At 64.6% G+C, this 15,840-nt stretch carries 15 protein-coding genes; 4 read left to right on the top strand and 11 right to left on the bottom strand.

Translation table 11 applies throughout. The features are described from left to right. Positions 1 to 173: 173 nt before the first annotated feature. A complete protein-coding gene (locus P6U24_RS08245) occupies positions 174 to 764 on the bottom strand; it encodes a cysteine hydrolase family protein (RefSeq protein WP_407158645.1) in 591 nt (196 codons plus the stop codon). Between the two features lie 183 nt (positions 765 to 947). Here P6U24_RS08245 and P6U24_RS08240 point away from each other — a divergent pair, with 183 nt between their 5' ends. After that, a complete protein-coding gene (locus P6U24_RS08240) occupies positions 948 to 1,142 on the top strand; it encodes a hypothetical protein (protein ID WP_407158644.1) in 195 nt (64 codons plus the stop codon). Positions 1,143 to 1,185: 43 nt separating this feature from the next. Here the strand turns inward: P6U24_RS08240 and P6U24_RS08235 are convergent, their stop codons facing one another. The 10 genes from P6U24_RS08235 to P6U24_RS08190 form a co-directional block, all read right to left on the bottom strand. After that, positions 1,186 to 4,290, bottom strand: a complete 3,105-nt coding sequence (locus P6U24_RS08235; RefSeq protein WP_407158643.1) for a helicase-related protein — start codon at positions 4,288 to 4,290, stop codon at positions 1,186 to 1,188. A gap of 868 nt (positions 4,291 to 5,158) precedes the next feature. Then, positions 5,159 to 6,931, bottom strand: a complete 1,773-nt coding sequence (gene treZ / locus P6U24_RS08230) for a malto-oligosyltrehalose trehalohydrolase (protein WP_407158642.1) — start codon at positions 6,929 to 6,931, stop codon at positions 5,159 to 5,161. Between the two features lie 273 nt (positions 6,932 to 7,204). Further along, a complete protein-coding gene (locus tag P6U24_RS08225) occupies positions 7,205 to 7,393 on the bottom strand; it encodes a hypothetical protein (protein WP_407158641.1) in 189 nt (62 codons plus the stop codon). An 11-nt stretch (positions 7,394 to 7,404) separates the two neighbouring features. Continuing rightward, entirely contained in the window at positions 7,405 to 7,728 is a 324-nt protein-coding gene (locus P6U24_RS08220; RefSeq protein ID WP_407158640.1) for a hypothetical protein, read from the bottom strand. Positions 7,729 to 7,805: 77 nt separating this feature from the next. Beyond that, the gene (locus P6U24_RS08215; RefSeq protein WP_407158639.1) at positions 7,806 to 8,261 is read right to left on the bottom strand and encodes an Hsp20 family protein; all 456 of its coding nucleotides are present in this window, start codon (positions 8,259 to 8,261) and stop codon (positions 7,806 to 7,808) included. 183 nt (positions 8,262 to 8,444) lie between these two features. Further along, on the bottom strand, positions 8,445 to 8,930 hold the full coding sequence (locus P6U24_RS08210) for a DUF3147 family protein (RefSeq protein WP_407158638.1): 486 nt from the start codon (positions 8,928 to 8,930) through the stop codon (positions 8,445 to 8,447). Continuing rightward, positions 8,927 to 9,274 (bottom strand): DUF3147 family protein, encoded by a 348-nt coding sequence (locus P6U24_RS08205; RefSeq protein ID WP_407158637.1) that lies wholly within the window; start codon positions 9,272 to 9,274, stop codon positions 8,927 to 8,929. Before P6U24_RS08205 ends, P6U24_RS08210 begins: the two co-directional genes overlap by 4 nt. A 33-nt stretch (positions 9,275 to 9,307) precedes the next feature. Continuing rightward, entirely contained in the window at positions 9,308 to 9,943 is a 636-nt protein-coding gene (locus P6U24_RS08200; protein WP_407158636.1) for a phosphatase PAP2 family protein, read from the bottom strand. A 243-nt stretch (positions 9,944 to 10,186) separates the two neighbouring features. Then, positions 10,187 to 11,719 carry a CHAD domain-containing protein gene (locus tag P6U24_RS08195; RefSeq protein WP_407158635.1) on the bottom strand — a complete coding sequence of 511 codons (1,533 nt, stop codon included), beginning with the start codon at positions 11,717 to 11,719 and terminating at the stop codon, positions 10,187 to 10,189. 129 nt (positions 11,720 to 11,848) lie between these two features. Further along, a complete protein-coding gene (locus P6U24_RS08190; RefSeq protein WP_407158634.1) occupies positions 11,849 to 12,637 on the bottom strand; it encodes an SDR family NAD(P)-dependent oxidoreductase in 789 nt (262 codons plus the stop codon). Between the two features lie 141 nt (positions 12,638 to 12,778). Between P6U24_RS08190 and P6U24_RS08185 the strand changes: the two genes are divergently transcribed. From P6U24_RS08185 to P6U24_RS08175, 3 genes are read left to right on the top strand one after another with little or no spacing between them, the layout of a single operon-like run. Next, positions 12,779 to 13,948 (top strand): zinc-dependent alcohol dehydrogenase, encoded by a 1,170-nt coding sequence (locus P6U24_RS08185; protein WP_407158633.1) that lies wholly within the window; start codon positions 12,779 to 12,781, stop codon positions 13,946 to 13,948. Between the two features lie 7 nt (positions 13,949 to 13,955). Then, positions 13,956 to 14,684, top strand: a complete 729-nt coding sequence (locus P6U24_RS08180) for a DUF72 domain-containing protein (protein ID WP_407160390.1) — start codon at positions 13,956 to 13,958, stop codon at positions 14,682 to 14,684. 8 nt (positions 14,685 to 14,692) lie between these two features. Next, entirely contained in the window at positions 14,693 to 15,826 is a 1,134-nt protein-coding gene (locus P6U24_RS08175) for a DUF305 domain-containing protein (RefSeq protein ID WP_407158632.1), read from the top strand. The last annotated feature ends 14 nt before the right edge of the window (positions 15,827 to 15,840 follow it).

Genomic DNA, 15,840 nt, shown 5'->3' with positions numbered 1-15,840 from the left:
GAAAGCCGCGCCTAGTCGTTCGCCCTGCCCTTACGGGGCGGCCGCATTCACGAGTGACAACAGGATTGGACGGTGAAGCGGCGATGGGGCGAGCACGTGCTATCCAAGTCATTGCCGGTGTGATCGTTCCTTTTTGGCGCCGCCGGCCAGCGACGAGCTCGCCGATCGCGCAACTACTCCCGCGGCCAGAGTTCGAACAGCTCCGAAGCCTTCAACAGATCGATCTGCTCGTGCATCCGCATCCGGTACATCGTCATCAGCGCGTCATGCCCCTCGTCGGAGGAGCTGCAGAGCGCGTCCTCGACGATCACCACAAGAAACCCAAGGTCCACGGCGCTGAGCGCGGTCGAAAGCACGCAGATGTCGGTCTCGGCGCCCGTCAGCACCACGGTGTCCACGCCCTTGCCGACGAGAAGATCGTACAGACCCGACCGCGTGAACGCCGAATAGGCCGGCTTGTCGACCACGCGCGCCGGGGGGACATAGCGCGCCAAAGCGGGCACCAGCTCGAGCTCACTTCCGTGGAGATTCTGGCGCGTCGCCTGCTCCCATCGCTTGAAATAATGGCGCCAGCGGCCGGGCCTGTCTTCCGGATGGAGCGGCGGGATGAAGCGCGTGAAGATGGTGCGTTCCGCATAGCGCGCGGCGACCGCCTCGATGGTCGGCAGCACCTTGGTCATCCATGGCGTCTCCCAAATGCCGCCGGGGGCAAAGATGTTCTGCATGTCAGTGCACAGATGAACTGCTCTCGTGATCTCGTGCATCGTGCCTGTTCCCTCCTTGCTCCCGTCCTTGCGCCTGTGGCTGCGCCGCTTCGCGGTGCCGCACGGGGCTCTCGCGCAACGCCGCAGAGGAGTGGAACAGTTCGGCCGGAACCTCGTTCCATCTGAGACATGATCGGCCGGCGCCAATCGGCGCGCGCGGCGTTGCCACAGCGGGGACACAGCATGGATAAAGCCAACCCGGACTTCGTTGCCGCCTTGGGACAGGCGGCTCTTTCCATCTGGGGAGACCTGCCGCGCGACGTCCAGGAGACGCTGTTCGAAACGGCAATGAAGGGCCGCGACGACCAGCGCGAGGCGATGGCCCGGCTGCTGCACGAGCGGCATCCGCGCACTGCGCATCCGCGATGGCCAGCTTGAGGCTGCCGACTGCGGCTGATCGTTGCGCGAACCGCCTGGCTGGTCATTGATCTAATAGATCGAGGAACTCCTCGACCCGCCGCAGCGGATGCTGGCTGCTCTTGCTCGCATAAATGACGCGATCGCCGTCGCGCTGCAGCAGCTTCGATTTCGTTTTCCTAAGCCGTCCCGCAAGCAGCATCGCCGCAATCGCCTCCGGCCCGACATCGAGCCGGATGATGCCGCGCTCCCGACAGTTCATCCTCAGCCTGGCGATGGCGAAGAAATCCTGCGCCGCTGGCGGCAGCTTGCCGAGACGACGGAGAGTTTCGTCCTCCAGGTCTTCGAGCTCGTCGTCGCTGCGGCACCGCGCCGCGCGGGCGTAAATCTCGAGCCGGACCGCCTCCGATTGCACATAGCTTGATGGCAGCAGCTCTGACAGCGGCAGGTTCAACTCGGGGATCCAAAGTCCGGCCATTCCTTCGTGGTCCTTCTCCACCGCCAGCTTCAGCAGCTGGCTGGAGAGTGCCGGACCGAACACCTGCACGTGGCCCGACTGCTGATCGGAGAGAAAATCGCCGCCGCCGCGCAGGTCCAGGTCGCGCGCGCTGATCGCAAAGCCCGCGCCGGGCCTGTTGAGCTCCTCCAGAACTTCCAGCCGCTTCTCGGACTGCGCTGAGCCCGTATCCGTCAAGAACAGTGCATAGGCGCGGGTGCCGCCGCGCCCCACCCGCCCCCTGAGCTGATGCAGCTGCGCCAAGCCGAACCGCTCGGGCCAGCACACCACGATGGTGTTGGCGCGCGGGATGTCGAGGCCGCTCTCCACGATGTTGGTGGCAAGCAGAACGTCGACGTTGCCTTCGACGAAGCTCATCATCCGTTCATCGATCTCGTCGGCCGGCAGCTTGCCATGGATGGCGACGACCCGAAGCTCGGGCACCATCGATTGGATTCGCGCCAGCATGGGATCGATATCGCGAATGCGCGGACAGATAACGAAGCTCTGCCCGTGCCGACGGTGCTCGCGAAGCAGGGCTGGGGCAATGGCGGCGTCCGACAGCGGCGCAACCCTGGTGACGACGGGCACGCGATGCACCGGCGGCGTCGCGATCACGCTGATGTCCCGCAGGCCGGCAAGACCGGCCGCGAGCGTTCGCGGAATCGGCGTCGCACTCATCCAGAGGGTATGACCGTGCTTGGCCATGCCCGACAGCTTCGCCTTTTCGGCCGCACCGAAATGCTGCTCCTCGTCGATGATGACGAGGCCGAGATCGGCAAACTTCACGTCCACCGCAGCGAGCGCCTGCGTGCCCACCACGATCCGCAACGTGCCGCGCCTGAGCTTGTCCTTCACCTCCCGCATTTCGGAAGCCGACGCAACGCGCGACAGGTTTCCGACCTCGATGCCGAGCGGCGCAAAGCGCCTGCCAAAGGTCGTGGCATGCTGGCGGGCCAGCACAGTGGTCGGCACTGCGATCATCACCTGCTTACCTGCCAGCACAGCCGCGGCCGTGGCGCGCAAGGCCACCTCGGTCTTGCCGAAACCGACGTCGCCGCAAATGATCCTGTCCATCGGATGGCCCGACGCGAGATCGTCCAGCACGTCGCTGATGGCTTTGGCCTGGTCCACCGTCGTGAAATAGGGAAAGCGGGCGACGAACTTTTCGTAGGCCGCGCCAGGCGGCACGAGCTTAGGCGCCCGGCGCCGCCGCCGCTGCGCCATCTGCTTGGACAACTCCTTGGCAGCCGCGTGAATTGCCGCCTCAGCCTCGGCGCGCCGCGCGCGCCACGAGCTCCCGTCGGCCTTGTCCAGCGAGATGTCGCCGAGCTCCGCTGCGTAGGGCCAAATCAGGGCCAGCTCGGCGAGCGGAACAAGAACGGCATCATCGCCGGCGAAGACCAGCCTGATCAGCTCGCGCGCCGGCATGTTTCCCCCGCCGACCGCCTGCAAGCCGCGAAGGCGCGCCAGCCCCCGCTGCAGATGCACCACCACCGAGCCGATCTCCGGCACGTCGACCGCCTCGAAGGCCGAGGTCCAGGCCCGGCTCATCGGCTGCGGATGATGCGCCCTGCTGCCCAGCACATCGGTCGAGGTGATCACCACGAGCGGCTTCTGACCCGGCACGACAAAGCCAGAATCGAAATCGGCCAAGAGCGACGCTTCGCGGTTGCGTTTGGCGGTCGCATCAGCCCAATCGGAGAAGCGCTCCGCCCGGATTCCACTCATGCGCGCCATCAGGCGCAAGTCCTCCTCCACCGCCGCGACGAACAGCAGGCGCGCGCCGCTCCGTTGCGTCTCGCCGACGAACGCGCGCAGCGCTTTTCGCGGCGCGGCGATCTTGGAAAAGTCCGGCGTTTCACGATATGGCGCATCACGTGGCAGCACGGCGACGTGCTTCGCACCCTGCTCCCAATCGCGCCTCGTCAGGTATTCGCGATCCCTTTCCGAGCGGGCGGCCGCTTCCTCGATCGTGCTCAGCCATGCGGACGCATGTCCCGGCACCGCGCTGTCGGCAATCCACTTGGCGCTTGCACAGTAGTCGAGGAGGCTCGACCTCTTCCGGCCCTGGCCGTTGAATGCCAGCCGCTCCGACATGGGATCGATCAGAAGCTCGTTAACTTCGGAAATGGCTTCCTGGTCGCTCGGATCGAATGCCGCGATCCGCCGTATTTTCCTGGCCGAATGTTCGATTCGAAACGGGCCGAGCGCGCCTGCGGGAAAGATCTCGAACGTGTTGCCATGAAACAGCAAGCCGCCGGGATAATCCGGTTCATCGTCTGGATCGTATCCGAGCGCCTCAAGCCGGGCTTGAAGATCGGCTTCGGAGTACGGGCTTCCGACTTTCAGAGGAAGGCTGATCTTTGACCAGCTCGCCGGCATCGGCAGCCGCTCCATGATGGCTTCCGCCGTAGTGATCAGAAGGATCGGCTTCTTCGGCTTGGCGAGGCGCCTCAGCACCGTGCTTCGTCGGCCGGCGATATCGCGCGACGGCTCCAGTTGATCGAATGGCAACGTATTGAGCCGCGGGAAAACCAGCACGTCGCAGTCCGGCTCCAGCGCGTGAATGATCGCTCCCAGCCGCTCGGCCCGGTTCTCGTTTTCAGCGAGAAAGACGATGCCATTCCGGCCGGCTTTCCTCCACTGCGCCAGCAGGTGGAGTGACAACATGCCGAGCGGAGACGAGGAGGATATTCCAGCCCGCGCCAAAGGAGCCTTTCGCTTCTTTGCGCTGCGGGCGGTACGAGGAGAAGAGGTCACAACGATCTCGTGATTGATTGACGACGTGCTGAGCGTGCGAGCGAATCGCCACGGAGCTTTACCGGATTTGATAGTCGAAGGGTCACCAAATCTTTTTCATTCGTCGACATGACAAGCGGCACTCGATCCATTCGTTCCGCGTTTGAGAACAAGCACGAGGCCGACATGCCTCCCATCAACAAAGCCGCTTCACTGTCGAGCGCTTGCAGACATGCGGCGACCTTCTCGCAGCATGCAATGCCCGAGTCGTGTTTGAAACGCCGCCCGCCCAACATCGAGAGGGCGCGGGGAAGGCCGGATGTCGGTTGACACCCGCGGCCCGCCTGCAACAAAGAAAGCAGGCGGCAGTCACCACAGGTTCAACCGGATCAACCGGCCTTCCCTGCGCGATGGCTTTACGGCTTATACGCGCTCTCCCCGGGGACCGGCTCTCTTGCCCCCGTCGCTCGCGCGCTCGTCAAAGCATGCGCGAGCTTGGCGTCAGCACCGGGACGCCAGGACCACACGACTTCGCCGTCCGTGCCGACGTGCGCTCGTCGGGCGCAGCCTTCACGTCCATCGCAGCCCGCCTCTACGTGTCGTGACGACGCGTACGCCCCTCTTCGAGGAGACGGGATGCGACACATAAGCACTATTTCCGAAAAAGCGAAAGAGAAATATTTTTACTCCAGGGCCTTGAACACGGCTAGCGACTTGAATGAGCGAACAAAATTTCCGTTTTCGCGCGCATCATCGCTCGCCCGACGCCATCACGCTGCGGCTCCAGCTTTCGCTGCCATTACAGCGGATTCGTCTCGGAGTGAAGCCTCACGATGATACAGGCAGGCGCGAGCATGTCCTGCTTGACGGACTGTTGCGGCCATAACGTCTCGCCCTCAATCAGAGGCGGCATCGACAAGCCGCGATCCGAGAAGTTGGCGACGATCTGCAGCACGTCGCCCTGCGCGGTCCGCCAGCGCACGTCGATCCCGCCACTCGCATCGCTGGTGCCGAGCAGGTCCGCCTTCGCGGCGGTGAAGCCGCGCTTGATCAGCGGCACGATCTTCTCGCGGCGCAGTCTCAGCAGACGCTGCGTCAAGGTGCGGAAAGCAATGGAGGTCGGCGCCTCGTCGATGGCGCGCCAGTCGAGCTTCGAGGCGAGAAACGTCCGTTCATCGCAGGGGTCCGGAATCCTCTCGCGCATTTCCGCGGTCGCAAACGCCGCGAACTGCGCGAACTCCTTGCGCCGGCCCTCGCGCGTGAGATCGGCAGCCTCCCCGGACCAATCGGCAAAGAACAGGAACGGCGTTTCGACGGCGGCTTCCTCGCCCATGAACAGAAGCGGGATGTGCGGGTTGAGCAGCACAAGCGCCATGGCTTGTTCGAGCTTGTCGGGACCGACGAGCTTCGACAGCCGCTCGCCGAACGCACGATTGCCGATCTGATCGTGATTTTGCGCGAAGAAGATGGTGGCCTCGGGCGGCAGATGCGCGCTGGCCTCGCCCCGCGGCGCGTCGTGAAGCGGGAAGACCTCTCCCTGATAGGCGAAGCCCTCAGTGAGGGATCGCGCCAGATGCGCAAGCGGCCTGTCGGCGAAGGCGCGGTAGTAGCCCTCGCGCTCACCCGTCAGCAGCACATGCAAGGCGTTATGGAAGTCATCGCCCCATTGCGCGTCGTAGAGCATCGTGCGGCCGTGCGACCGCTCGAGCAGGTGGGCCTGGTTGGCCTCGTTTTCCAGCATCAGATGCACCTGCCGACCCGGCAATTGCGCGCGAACCGTCTCGGCCAGATCGATCAGGACATGCCGCTCGGAATCATCCTTCAACGCGTGCACGGCGTCCAAGCGCAGCCCGTCGAAGCCGTAGTCGTGCAGCCACATCAGCGCATTGGCAATCAGGAACTGGCGCACGAAGGCGCCGTCGTTTCCTTCGAGGTTGACCGCGGGCCCCCACCCGGTCGTATGACGGTCGTTGAAGAAGGGCTCGGCGTAGCTGTGCAGATAATTGAGCTGCGGGCCGAAATGATTATACACGACGTCGAGATAGACCATCATGTCGAGCTCGTGCGCTGCCCGCAGCAGCCGCTTGAGATCCTCCGGCCGGCCGTAGCGCGCGTTCGGGGCATTGAGCAGCACGCCGTCATAGCCCCAATTGTGCCGTCCGGGGACGTCGTTGAGCGGCATCAGCTCGATCGCGGTCACGCCGAGATCGCGCAGGTAAGGAAGCTTCGTCTCAACGCCGGCATAGGTGCCTTCCTCGCTGAAGGCGCCGACATGCAGCTCATAGATCACGGCTTCGGCGAAGGGGCGGCCGCGGTATGGAATGGCGTCGCGCAGCGCGGCCGTCTCGATCACCTCGCTGGGCTCACCGACATCGTCGGGCTGGAAGAAAGAGGCGGGATCGGGAACGATCAGCTCGCCATTGATGCGGAATTGATAGCGGGTGCCGACGCGGGCGGTCTCGCTGAGCAGCTGGTACCAGCCATCCGCGTCGCGCATCATTTGACGCGGCGTTTGACCGACCTCGAGCAGTTCGACGGATCCGGCGGTCGGAGCCCAGAGGTTGAATGACACGCCACGGTCCACGATCCCGGGTCCATGGCGCCTCGGTTGCCCGGCTGGTCCCAATCTCTGCTGCAACGCTCTCTCGCCTTTCGCGCGTCATTCGAGCGGCGGCCGTCGTCGCGCAGCGGCCCGCCGCATCTGTCGCGTGACAAGCAGCGCTCGCTCCATTCGTTCCACGGGGCGAAGCAGCCAGTCACGCGCACAGCAAACACGCGATCGATCGAAGCATCCAGCGCAGGGAATCATGGCTGCCCGGGCCCCAAAACCCGGGCGGCTCGTTCCTCACGTGGTCGCGGGGGTTGTGGCAAGCCGCGGCCGCCGCGCACGGCGCTCCACCACGACGCCGGAAGCGGTCCTGCTGGACGCGGACGGCTTGGCCGACCGCCAGGTGGCGACCTGCTGCTGCAGCTTCTGCGCCCACTTCCTCTCGAGCGCCTCGACCAGGTGGCGCGGCAGATTGACGTCTTGCATTGCCGGCCTCCTCAAGCTGCCGCGCGCCGCTCGGTCGAACGCAGCCGCATCGGCTTGCCGCCTGGCGGATTGCGCGGGCCCTCGTCCAGCGCAGAGAGCGCCTCGAGGATGTCGTCGATGCTCACGGGCCCTTTCAGTCCCTCGGGCGCGCGAAGCGCCGGACAGGACGCGATGGCGGATGCGTCGGACGCCCATGAGGCGAGAATGGCGCGCTTTTCAGCGAGGGTCAGCCGTTCATCCGCCACGACATCTCTGGGATGCGCGAACACGGTGCCGGGATGAAGCAAGGAGTTGAAGTCGAAAACATTGTCAGTCGGTGCGGTCGTCTGCCGCATGTCAGCCTCCAGTGTCGACGCGTTTGATGGGGCGCCGCCGCGCCTCGGCACGGCGGCGATCGGCAGTGGAATGTATGTCAGGCGGCCTTTGCCTCGATCTGCTTGGCCCCGGACGAGCCGGCCTCGCCGATCGGAATGCGGCGCGGCTTCATCGCCTCCGGAATCTGGCGCATCAGATCGATGATCAACAAGCCGTTCTCGAAGCGAGCGCCCTTGACCTCCACATGGTCGGCCAGCGTGAACTGGCGCTTGAAGGAGCGGGCGGAGATCCCGCGATGCAGATAATGCCGCTCCTCCTTCTCGGTGGCCTTGCGGCCTTCGAGCGTCAGCACATTCTGCTCGACGGTCAATGCGACCTCGTCCGGGGTGAAGCCCGCGAGCGCCACGGAAATCTGGAAATGGTCCTCGCCGGTCCGCTCAATGTTGTAAGGCGGATAAGTCTCTTCGCTGGTCCGCTGGACCTCGTCGAGAACGTCGAAAAGGCGGTCGAAGCCGATGGTCGACCTCCAGAGGGGAGTCCAGTCATATCTCATAGCCAAATCCTCCTGCGAGCAAGATGGGTACGAGCCGGCACCGGACACCTGACCGGCGCCCGTCTCAGTCACGGAGCCCGATCAGGCACTCCGGTCGCTCACGCGACGAACAAAGAGTTAGTAAGCCGTCCGACGTTTCAAGAGGTTGCGAAAATTTTTTTTTGATCGCCCGCCCGATCGGCGTCAGCGACTGCGCGGCAGCGCCGAGCCGCCGACCCGCGCCGCGGGGCCTGCTCTTCGCCGCGCCCATCTCGTTTTGCGCCGCACATACCAGGCCGCCACGGAGACCACGAGCCAGGCCAGCGACGCGCCGATGAAGGCACCGGCGATGCTGATCTTCACCGTGAGGGCGAAGACGATCGCAAAAGCCAGCAGGCCGAGGGCGCCGAGCGCTGCGCCCGCCGCATCGACCGCAGCCGCGTTCTGTCCGCGCCGTCCGCTGGCAACGCCCGCTTCCCGCTTGCGGCGGATTTCATGCGTCTCGATCAGCGTCGCGCTGGCGCAGAAGATGGCGGGCAGCGCCAGAAACAGGCCGCCGACCGACGCTCCGTAGTAGCGGCTGACGAGACCCGCGAACACCGTCGCGCCGCCGCCGAGGGCGAAGCGGACCAGATATTCGTACCACCTGCTCTCGCGCAGGGACGACGGAGACATCCGGATCGGAGTCATGTCGCGCCTCCGGCAATCGCGAGCAGGCCGACCGCAACGACCAGCCAGACGACGAGCGAGAGCAGCGTTGCCGGAAGCGCGCGCAGCCGCGAACGCACGAGGAGCTGGCAGACAATCACGCTGTAGACGGCGAGCGCGAGCGCCCCTGCCATCATCGCCTGACTTTGCACGGCTGCGTAGTCCGCACCGTGCCGATAGAGCGCAATGCCGAGCGTGGCGAGCGCGACGGAAGGGGCGGCGCCGAACAGGCCGGCGAAGCTCTTCGGCCGCAACACGTCTCCCAGCATCGCGAATGCGGACACCACGACGCCGCCGACGAGAAAGCGGATCACATATTCGCTCATGGCGCCCTCTTCCGGCGTTTCGATCGCATGTGCTCAAGACGTGACACGATCATCGTCCTCCAGGCGTCGGCCATAGCCGGTCCACAGCCGCAGCAGCCGCTCCAGCCCGGCGCCGAGCGCAAAGCCCGCGACCACATCGCTCGCCCAATGTGCCAGGATGGCGACGCGCGTCAGCGAGAGGCCGACGGCGAGCGAGCGGATGGTCCAGCGCGGTGCAGTGGGCAAGGTGCCGGCCGCAGACGCCAGCGCGCCCATGTGCATTGCATGACCGGACGGAAAGGCATCTTTGCGCTTTCCCGAAAGCGGGATGCCGTTGATGTGGCCGAGCACCGTCCTGCGATCGGGGCGAGTCTGATCGAACAGCAGTTTCAGGCCGTGCGGCAGCAATGAGGCCGCAACCGTGACCAGCAGCGCATGATTGCCGGCGCGCTGCAGCGAGGGACCTGCGCCGCGCGAGGCGACCCAGCCGAGTGCGGCAAGCGCCAGCAGAACCTTCTCGTCCGCGCCCCAGGTCAGCGCCCGGGCGATCTCTTCCGGTGCCGGCTTGGTGTCGCGCGCGATCGCATTGGCGATTGCGATATCGGCCCTGGCCGGCTTGACGGTAATCGGAAATGGGCGGTTCAGCGTGCGGCGAACGCGATCGGCTGATATTCTGGTGGCTGTACGCATCGTGCTACAAGTTGCAGAGATAGGTTCTTTCCAACGCCGACCCTGCCGCGCAGGTTCATCAAACTGTCATAATAGTTCCGCGCAGCCGGTAGGCAGGAACGTCCCGCCCGCTCCCGCGTTGGCATCGCACAACCGCAGGGTTCGAAATCGTGGCCAGCGCCACGCGCGGCCGGCCGCGCCGGATCAAGCTGCGAGCCTGATCCTGCGCAGTGCAGAAAAGAAGCCGTGAGATTGCCGCGCGTGTCAGGGCGTGCCGATCTGGCCGAGCGATTCGATGTCGTGGCGCGCCGCCTTGATCAGCGGTTTTGTGCTCTCTTGCTCGCGGCCGAGCAGGACGCCGGCAACGAAAGCGCGGGCGCGCCGGTGCCTGCGTGGCGCGGCAAGCGCCGAGGAGGTCGTCATGTCCTGATGTGCCTGCGCATCGTTGAGCGCGCCGAGCGCATTCTGAACGCGCTTCAGACGCTTGGCGAGCTGCTTGAGTTGTTTCCGGTCGTCCTTGGCGGGAAACAGGCTATCGAAGAATCCGATTGCGTATCTCAGCTTCTTTACCTTGATACGGACCTTGTGGCGCTGCAGTGCCGACATCGTCTCAAGCTCCGGACCGACCTTCTCCAGCTTCCTGATCCGGCGTCGCAGGATTTTCGGTGCCAGCTTGCCGATCGGAGTCTCCGCATCACGGCCGTGAAAGCGGCCTTGTTGTAGCCATTCCATCACGTCGATCAGAAGCACCCGGAACCGGGACGAACTCGCCGCCGTCGCGGCACGTTTGAGCGCGCTCTCACGTTTGTCGACGAACTCCTCCTCGAGCGCCTGCCGGCCGCGTTGCGGCGCGACATCGCGTCCGGCGGGCTCGATCTTCTCGCTAACGAACACATCGATCTCGCGCGCCGGCCCGAGCTCGTTGGTCAGCCACTTCAATTCCGACTTGATCCGCTCACGCCCCGCAGGTTCGAGCATGTCGCTGAACAGCGAGATCGCCGCACGCATGCGCCGCAATCCGACCCGCATCTGATGGACGCCTTCCGTGTCCGCATTGCGCACCGCGTTTGCATTTCCGGAAAAATGAGCCAGGCACGCTACGCCGATCGCCCGGAACGCCTCCATCGCGCTCATGTCCTCATCGAGCGCGATCGGTTCAGCGAATGTGACTGCATCCGGCTGATCTTCCAGCAGGCCATAGCCACGCTGAGCCTTGCTGCGCAGATCGAGCTCGGCTTCTGCCCGTTGCGCGGCCGCCCTCGCGAGCCGAAACAATTCCGTCGAACGACCGTTCTTCAGTTCGAGTTCATATTCGCCGATCGGTGCCGAGCGCCGGCCGCTGGCAATCCTGCCGCGGTCGATCGCGAGCTCGATCTCGCTGCCTTTGCCGCGAAGCGGCAGAGTGGTGCGATCGACCGACGTCTTGAACAGCGGCTTCAGCTTGCGCCGCAGTCCCTTGGACGAAAAACGCGCCAGCGGCGTGCCGTCGGCCTTGTCGAGCTCGGGCGCATCGCCATCGACGTCCATTTCCCATTCGCCGCGGCCAAGCCTGCCAGGCTTCGCGCTCTTGACGGTCTGGATGTGGCGTTCGCCATCCCGGCGAATGCGCAGCGATAGGCCGTGCCGCCGCAGCTTGCATTTTGGCGTATCGAAATAGGTCGATTCCAAATGGCGTTGCGCGCCGCGGCCGACGTCGACGTCATAGTCATCGCCCAGCCATCCCTGAACTTCGGTTCGAGGCGTGCTCGCCGGTATCCTGAGTTTCAACTCGGTCTCAAGGCCCATCGCCGCACCCATGTCGTTCCATGGCAGGTGTGGGTGTTCGCGCCCCCGGTGCCCGCGCTCAATCAAACGCTGTCTGGGCGCCCGGCGTTCCGCGCCGGACTTCACAGCACGATGACGATGGAACGACGCTGCCCTTGCGGCCTAATGCTGCTTCGCGGTCCCCGGTTCGGCCATGCCGCGATGCTGCTTCGCCAGCATCTCCGCCGGGGTGACGTTGGCGAGCGTCGTCTGAAGCTTGTTCTTCATGCCGGTCACGACGTCGCTCTCGCCGGCCATCATCGCGTCAAAGCCTTGCCTGGCGACATCGGCGGCGGCGTCCTTCTTCTCGGTGCCGACCTTGGTGTCCATCATGTCGGCACGCCTGAAGAACTCGGTTTCGGTCGCACCCGGCATCAAGCAGGTGACGGTGATTTCGGTGTCTCTCAGCTCCTCGCGGAGCGCGAAAGAGAAGGAATTGAGGAACGACTTGGTCGCATTGTAGACCGCCTGGAAGCTGCCGGGCGTGAAGCCGGCGACCGAGCCGGTGATGAGAATGCGCCCCGCATTTCGCTTGCGCATGTCGTTGCCGATCCTGTGGATCAGCTCCACCGTGCCGGTGACGTTGGTGTCGATCACCCGGCGGATGTCGGACAGGTTCTGGTCGAGAAAGGCATGCCCGAGCCCGCGGCCGGCATTGGCCAGCAGCGCGGCGACCGGCCTGCCGCGGGTCGCCGCGTAGAGCCGCTCGACACCTTCGCTGGTTGCGAGATCCGCCTGCACCGTCTCGACATTGGCTCCGCCCGCGCGCAGCGAAGCGGCGGCGCGCTCGATTTCCGGCTCGTCTGCCGCGATCAGCAGGTCGAAGCCGTCCTCCGCACAACAGCGCGCAAGTTCCAGGCCGATGCCGGTCGAGGCGCCCGTGACGACGGCGAGTTGGCCATTGGATGCCATGGTACTTCTCCCGATCAATATTCGCTTCTGCAATGGCTGCGCGATGCAATCGTTCCTAACAACCCCTAAACGATGGAGATGGATTAGGAACTCCTTTGTCTCTTGCCGCTTGTGCTCCTCACAGCCGATCGGAGAATTTCCATGAAAGCGCTGGCATGGCATGGCAAAGCGGACATTCGTTGCGAGACGGTCCCCGATCCTACGATCCAGGATGGTCGCGACGCCATCATCAAGGTCACGGCCTGCGCGATCTGCGGCTCCGATCTGCACATCTATGGCGGCCTGATCCCCAGCATGGAAAGCGGCGATGTGCTCGGCCATGAGACGATGGGCGAGGTCGTCGAGGTCGGGCGCGACAACAGCAAGCTGAAGGTCGGCGATCGCGTCGTGGTGCCCTTCACCATCGCCTGCGGTGAATGCTTCTTCTGCAAGCGCGGCTTCTATTCCGCCTGCGAGCGCAGCAATCCCAACAAACAGCAGGCGGAGAAATTCTGGGGCCATTCGCCGTCGGGCCTGTTTGGCTATTCGCACATGCTCGGCGGCTTCGCCGGCGGGCAGGCCGAATATCTGCGCGTGCCCTTTGCCGATGTCGGCCCGATCAAGGTGCCGGCTGGCCTGACCGACGAGCAGGTGCTGTTCCTGTCCGACATCTTCCCGACCGGCTTCATGGCCGCCGATTTCTGCAACCTGAAGGGCGGCGAGACGGTCGCGGTCTGGGGCTGTGGGCCGGTCGGCCAGTTCGCGATCAAGAGCGCCTTCATGCTCGGTGCCGAGCGCGTGATCGCGATCGATACCGTCCCCGAGCGGATGGCCATGGCCCGCACATCAGGCGCGATCGTCGTCGATTTCAAGAGCGAGGATGTCTATGAGCGGATCCAGGATCTGACCGACGGCCGCGGCGCGGACGCCTGCATCGATGCGGTCGGCACTGAGGTCGATACGGGCTCCGGCACCGATGCCGTGGTCGACCGCATCAAGGTCGCCACCTTCCTCGGCACCGATCGGCCGCATGTGCTGCGCCAGGCGATCCATTGCTGCCGCAACTTCGGCACCGTCTCCATCGTCGGCGTCTATGGCGGCTTCGTCGACAAGATCCCGATGGGCTCGGCCATCAACCGCGGCCTCACCTTCCGGATGGCGCAGACTCCCGTGCAGCACTACCTGCCGCAGCTCATGAAGAGAATTCAGGAGGGCGAGATCGACCCGTCGTTCGTGATCACCCACCAGGCTCCGCTCGAACAGGGGCCGGAGCTCTACAAGACCTTCCGGAACAAGGAGGATGGCTGCATCAAGGTGGTGCTGAGACCATAGGGACATGATGGCACGTGTTCTGATCGGCACGTCGGGCTGGCACTACGATTCCTGGCGCGGCGCATTTTTCCCCAAGGGCCTCCTGCTTCGGCACCAGCTGCCCTACTATGCAAGCCAGTTTCAGACTGCCGAGCTGAACGGTGTGTTCTATCGCACGCCGACCGAAGCGGCCGTGCAGGGCTGGCGCGAGCAGACCGGACCGGACTTCGTGTTCGCCTGGAAGGCGTCGAAATTCATCACGCATTGGAAGCGGCTGACCGACAATTCTGTGAACAGCCTCGAGCTCCTGGAAAGCAGGCTGTCGCTGCTTGGCGACAAAGCGGGCCCGATTCTGTTCCAGCTGCCGCCGCAGTTCGAAATCAATGCCGACCGGCTGGCATCCTTTTTCAAGCTATTGTCGAAGAAGCGGCGCTACAGCTTCGAATTCCGTCATGCGAGCTGGTACGATCAGCGCATCCTGCGCATGCTGGCCGATGAGAATATCTCGCTGTGCCTGTCGGATCATCACGATGCGCCTGCGCCCTGGAAGCGGACGGCCGACTTCGTCTATGTGCGCGGCCACGGTCCCGGCGGCCGCTACAAGGGCAATTATCCCGCGGCGACATTGACTAACTGGGCTAAAAGCATTCGCTCCTGGAGCCGGCAGGGCTGCGACGTCTTCGTCTATTTCGATAACGACCAGAAGAGTGCGGCGCCGGCGGACGCGCTGAAGCTGCGCACTCAGCTCGGCCGGTGACGTTGGCGATGTCTCCGCCCCAATCGAACTGGATCGCGGCCGCCAAACTCGGGCTGGTCAGCAGCACCTTCTCGACATTGGTCAGCCAGCTCGCCGCCGCGCGGATCGGGCGGGATGCGCCTGTCGACTGGATGACGGTTGCCGTGATCCCCTTCCGTGACGGCATGCTCGCAGCCGAGGCGAGCTGGGGCGCGATCGCAGCAGGCATCGCGTTTCATCAATGGGCCGACTTTTCCTGGGCCATTGTGTTCTTCGGCCTGCTCGGCCGCTGGACCGCAGACTTGCGGCCGCTTGCGATCCTCGCGCTGGCGATCCCCTGGGCCCTCTTCACCTCGGCCACCGAATGGTTGCTGCTGGTGCCGCTATTTCCATTCTTCCAACCGCTGTTCACGTTGCAGCAGCCTTATTGGATCGGCCTGCTGGTCCATCTGTCCTCGGCCGTGATGTATCCGTTGTTCGTCTGGCTGCGATATCCTCTTGGCACGGCTCCAGCATCAAGCGACGTCCGCTTCGCAAAGACATGGGCGCTCGGCGGCGGCGCAGTCGTTGTGCTGCTGGCCGGTGTCGCCGGCCTCAGCGCACTTGGTTATGAATGGCCGTGGCAGGGAGCCGATCGTACCGCGGATCAGGACTACATCCGCCATATGTCAACCCACCATCGCCAGGGCATCGCGCTCGCCCAGATCGGCACCGCGCGGGCCCGCGATCCGCATCTTCGAGCGCTGGCGAAGCTGATGGTCGCGAGCCAAGCCGGCGAGAACCGCGTCTTCGAACGCTGGTGGCGCATCTGGTTTGATACAGCGCTGCCCGATTGCACGGCACGGGAGCGTGCGGATATGCCCGGCTATCTGACGGAGGCGCAGATGCAGGAGGCGCGCAATGCGCCAGACGATGTGTTCGACACCGCCTTCGTGCGATTGATGAGCCTGCATCATCGTGGCGCCGTGCTGATGGCGAACCAGGAATGGCACAGCCGCGGCGATGCGCGACTGCGGATTATGGCGCATGCCATCCGCCACGAGCAGCAGGGCGAGATCGCTCTGATGGAGGGGATGCAGGGCGTAGCCGCTGTCAGGATCGCAGTGCGCAACATGCTGGCAGACAGTGTCAATCCCATGAGCCCGCAGGGCGGAACCCGATAGGAACCGCTCGCCTG

Origin of the sequence: Bradyrhizobium sp. STM 3557 (assembly GCF_045571465.1) — a bacterium.
Lineage (GTDB): Bacteria > Pseudomonadota > Alphaproteobacteria > Rhizobiales > Xanthobacteraceae > Bradyrhizobium.
This window is presented reverse-complemented; position numbering and strand designations above follow the sequence as displayed.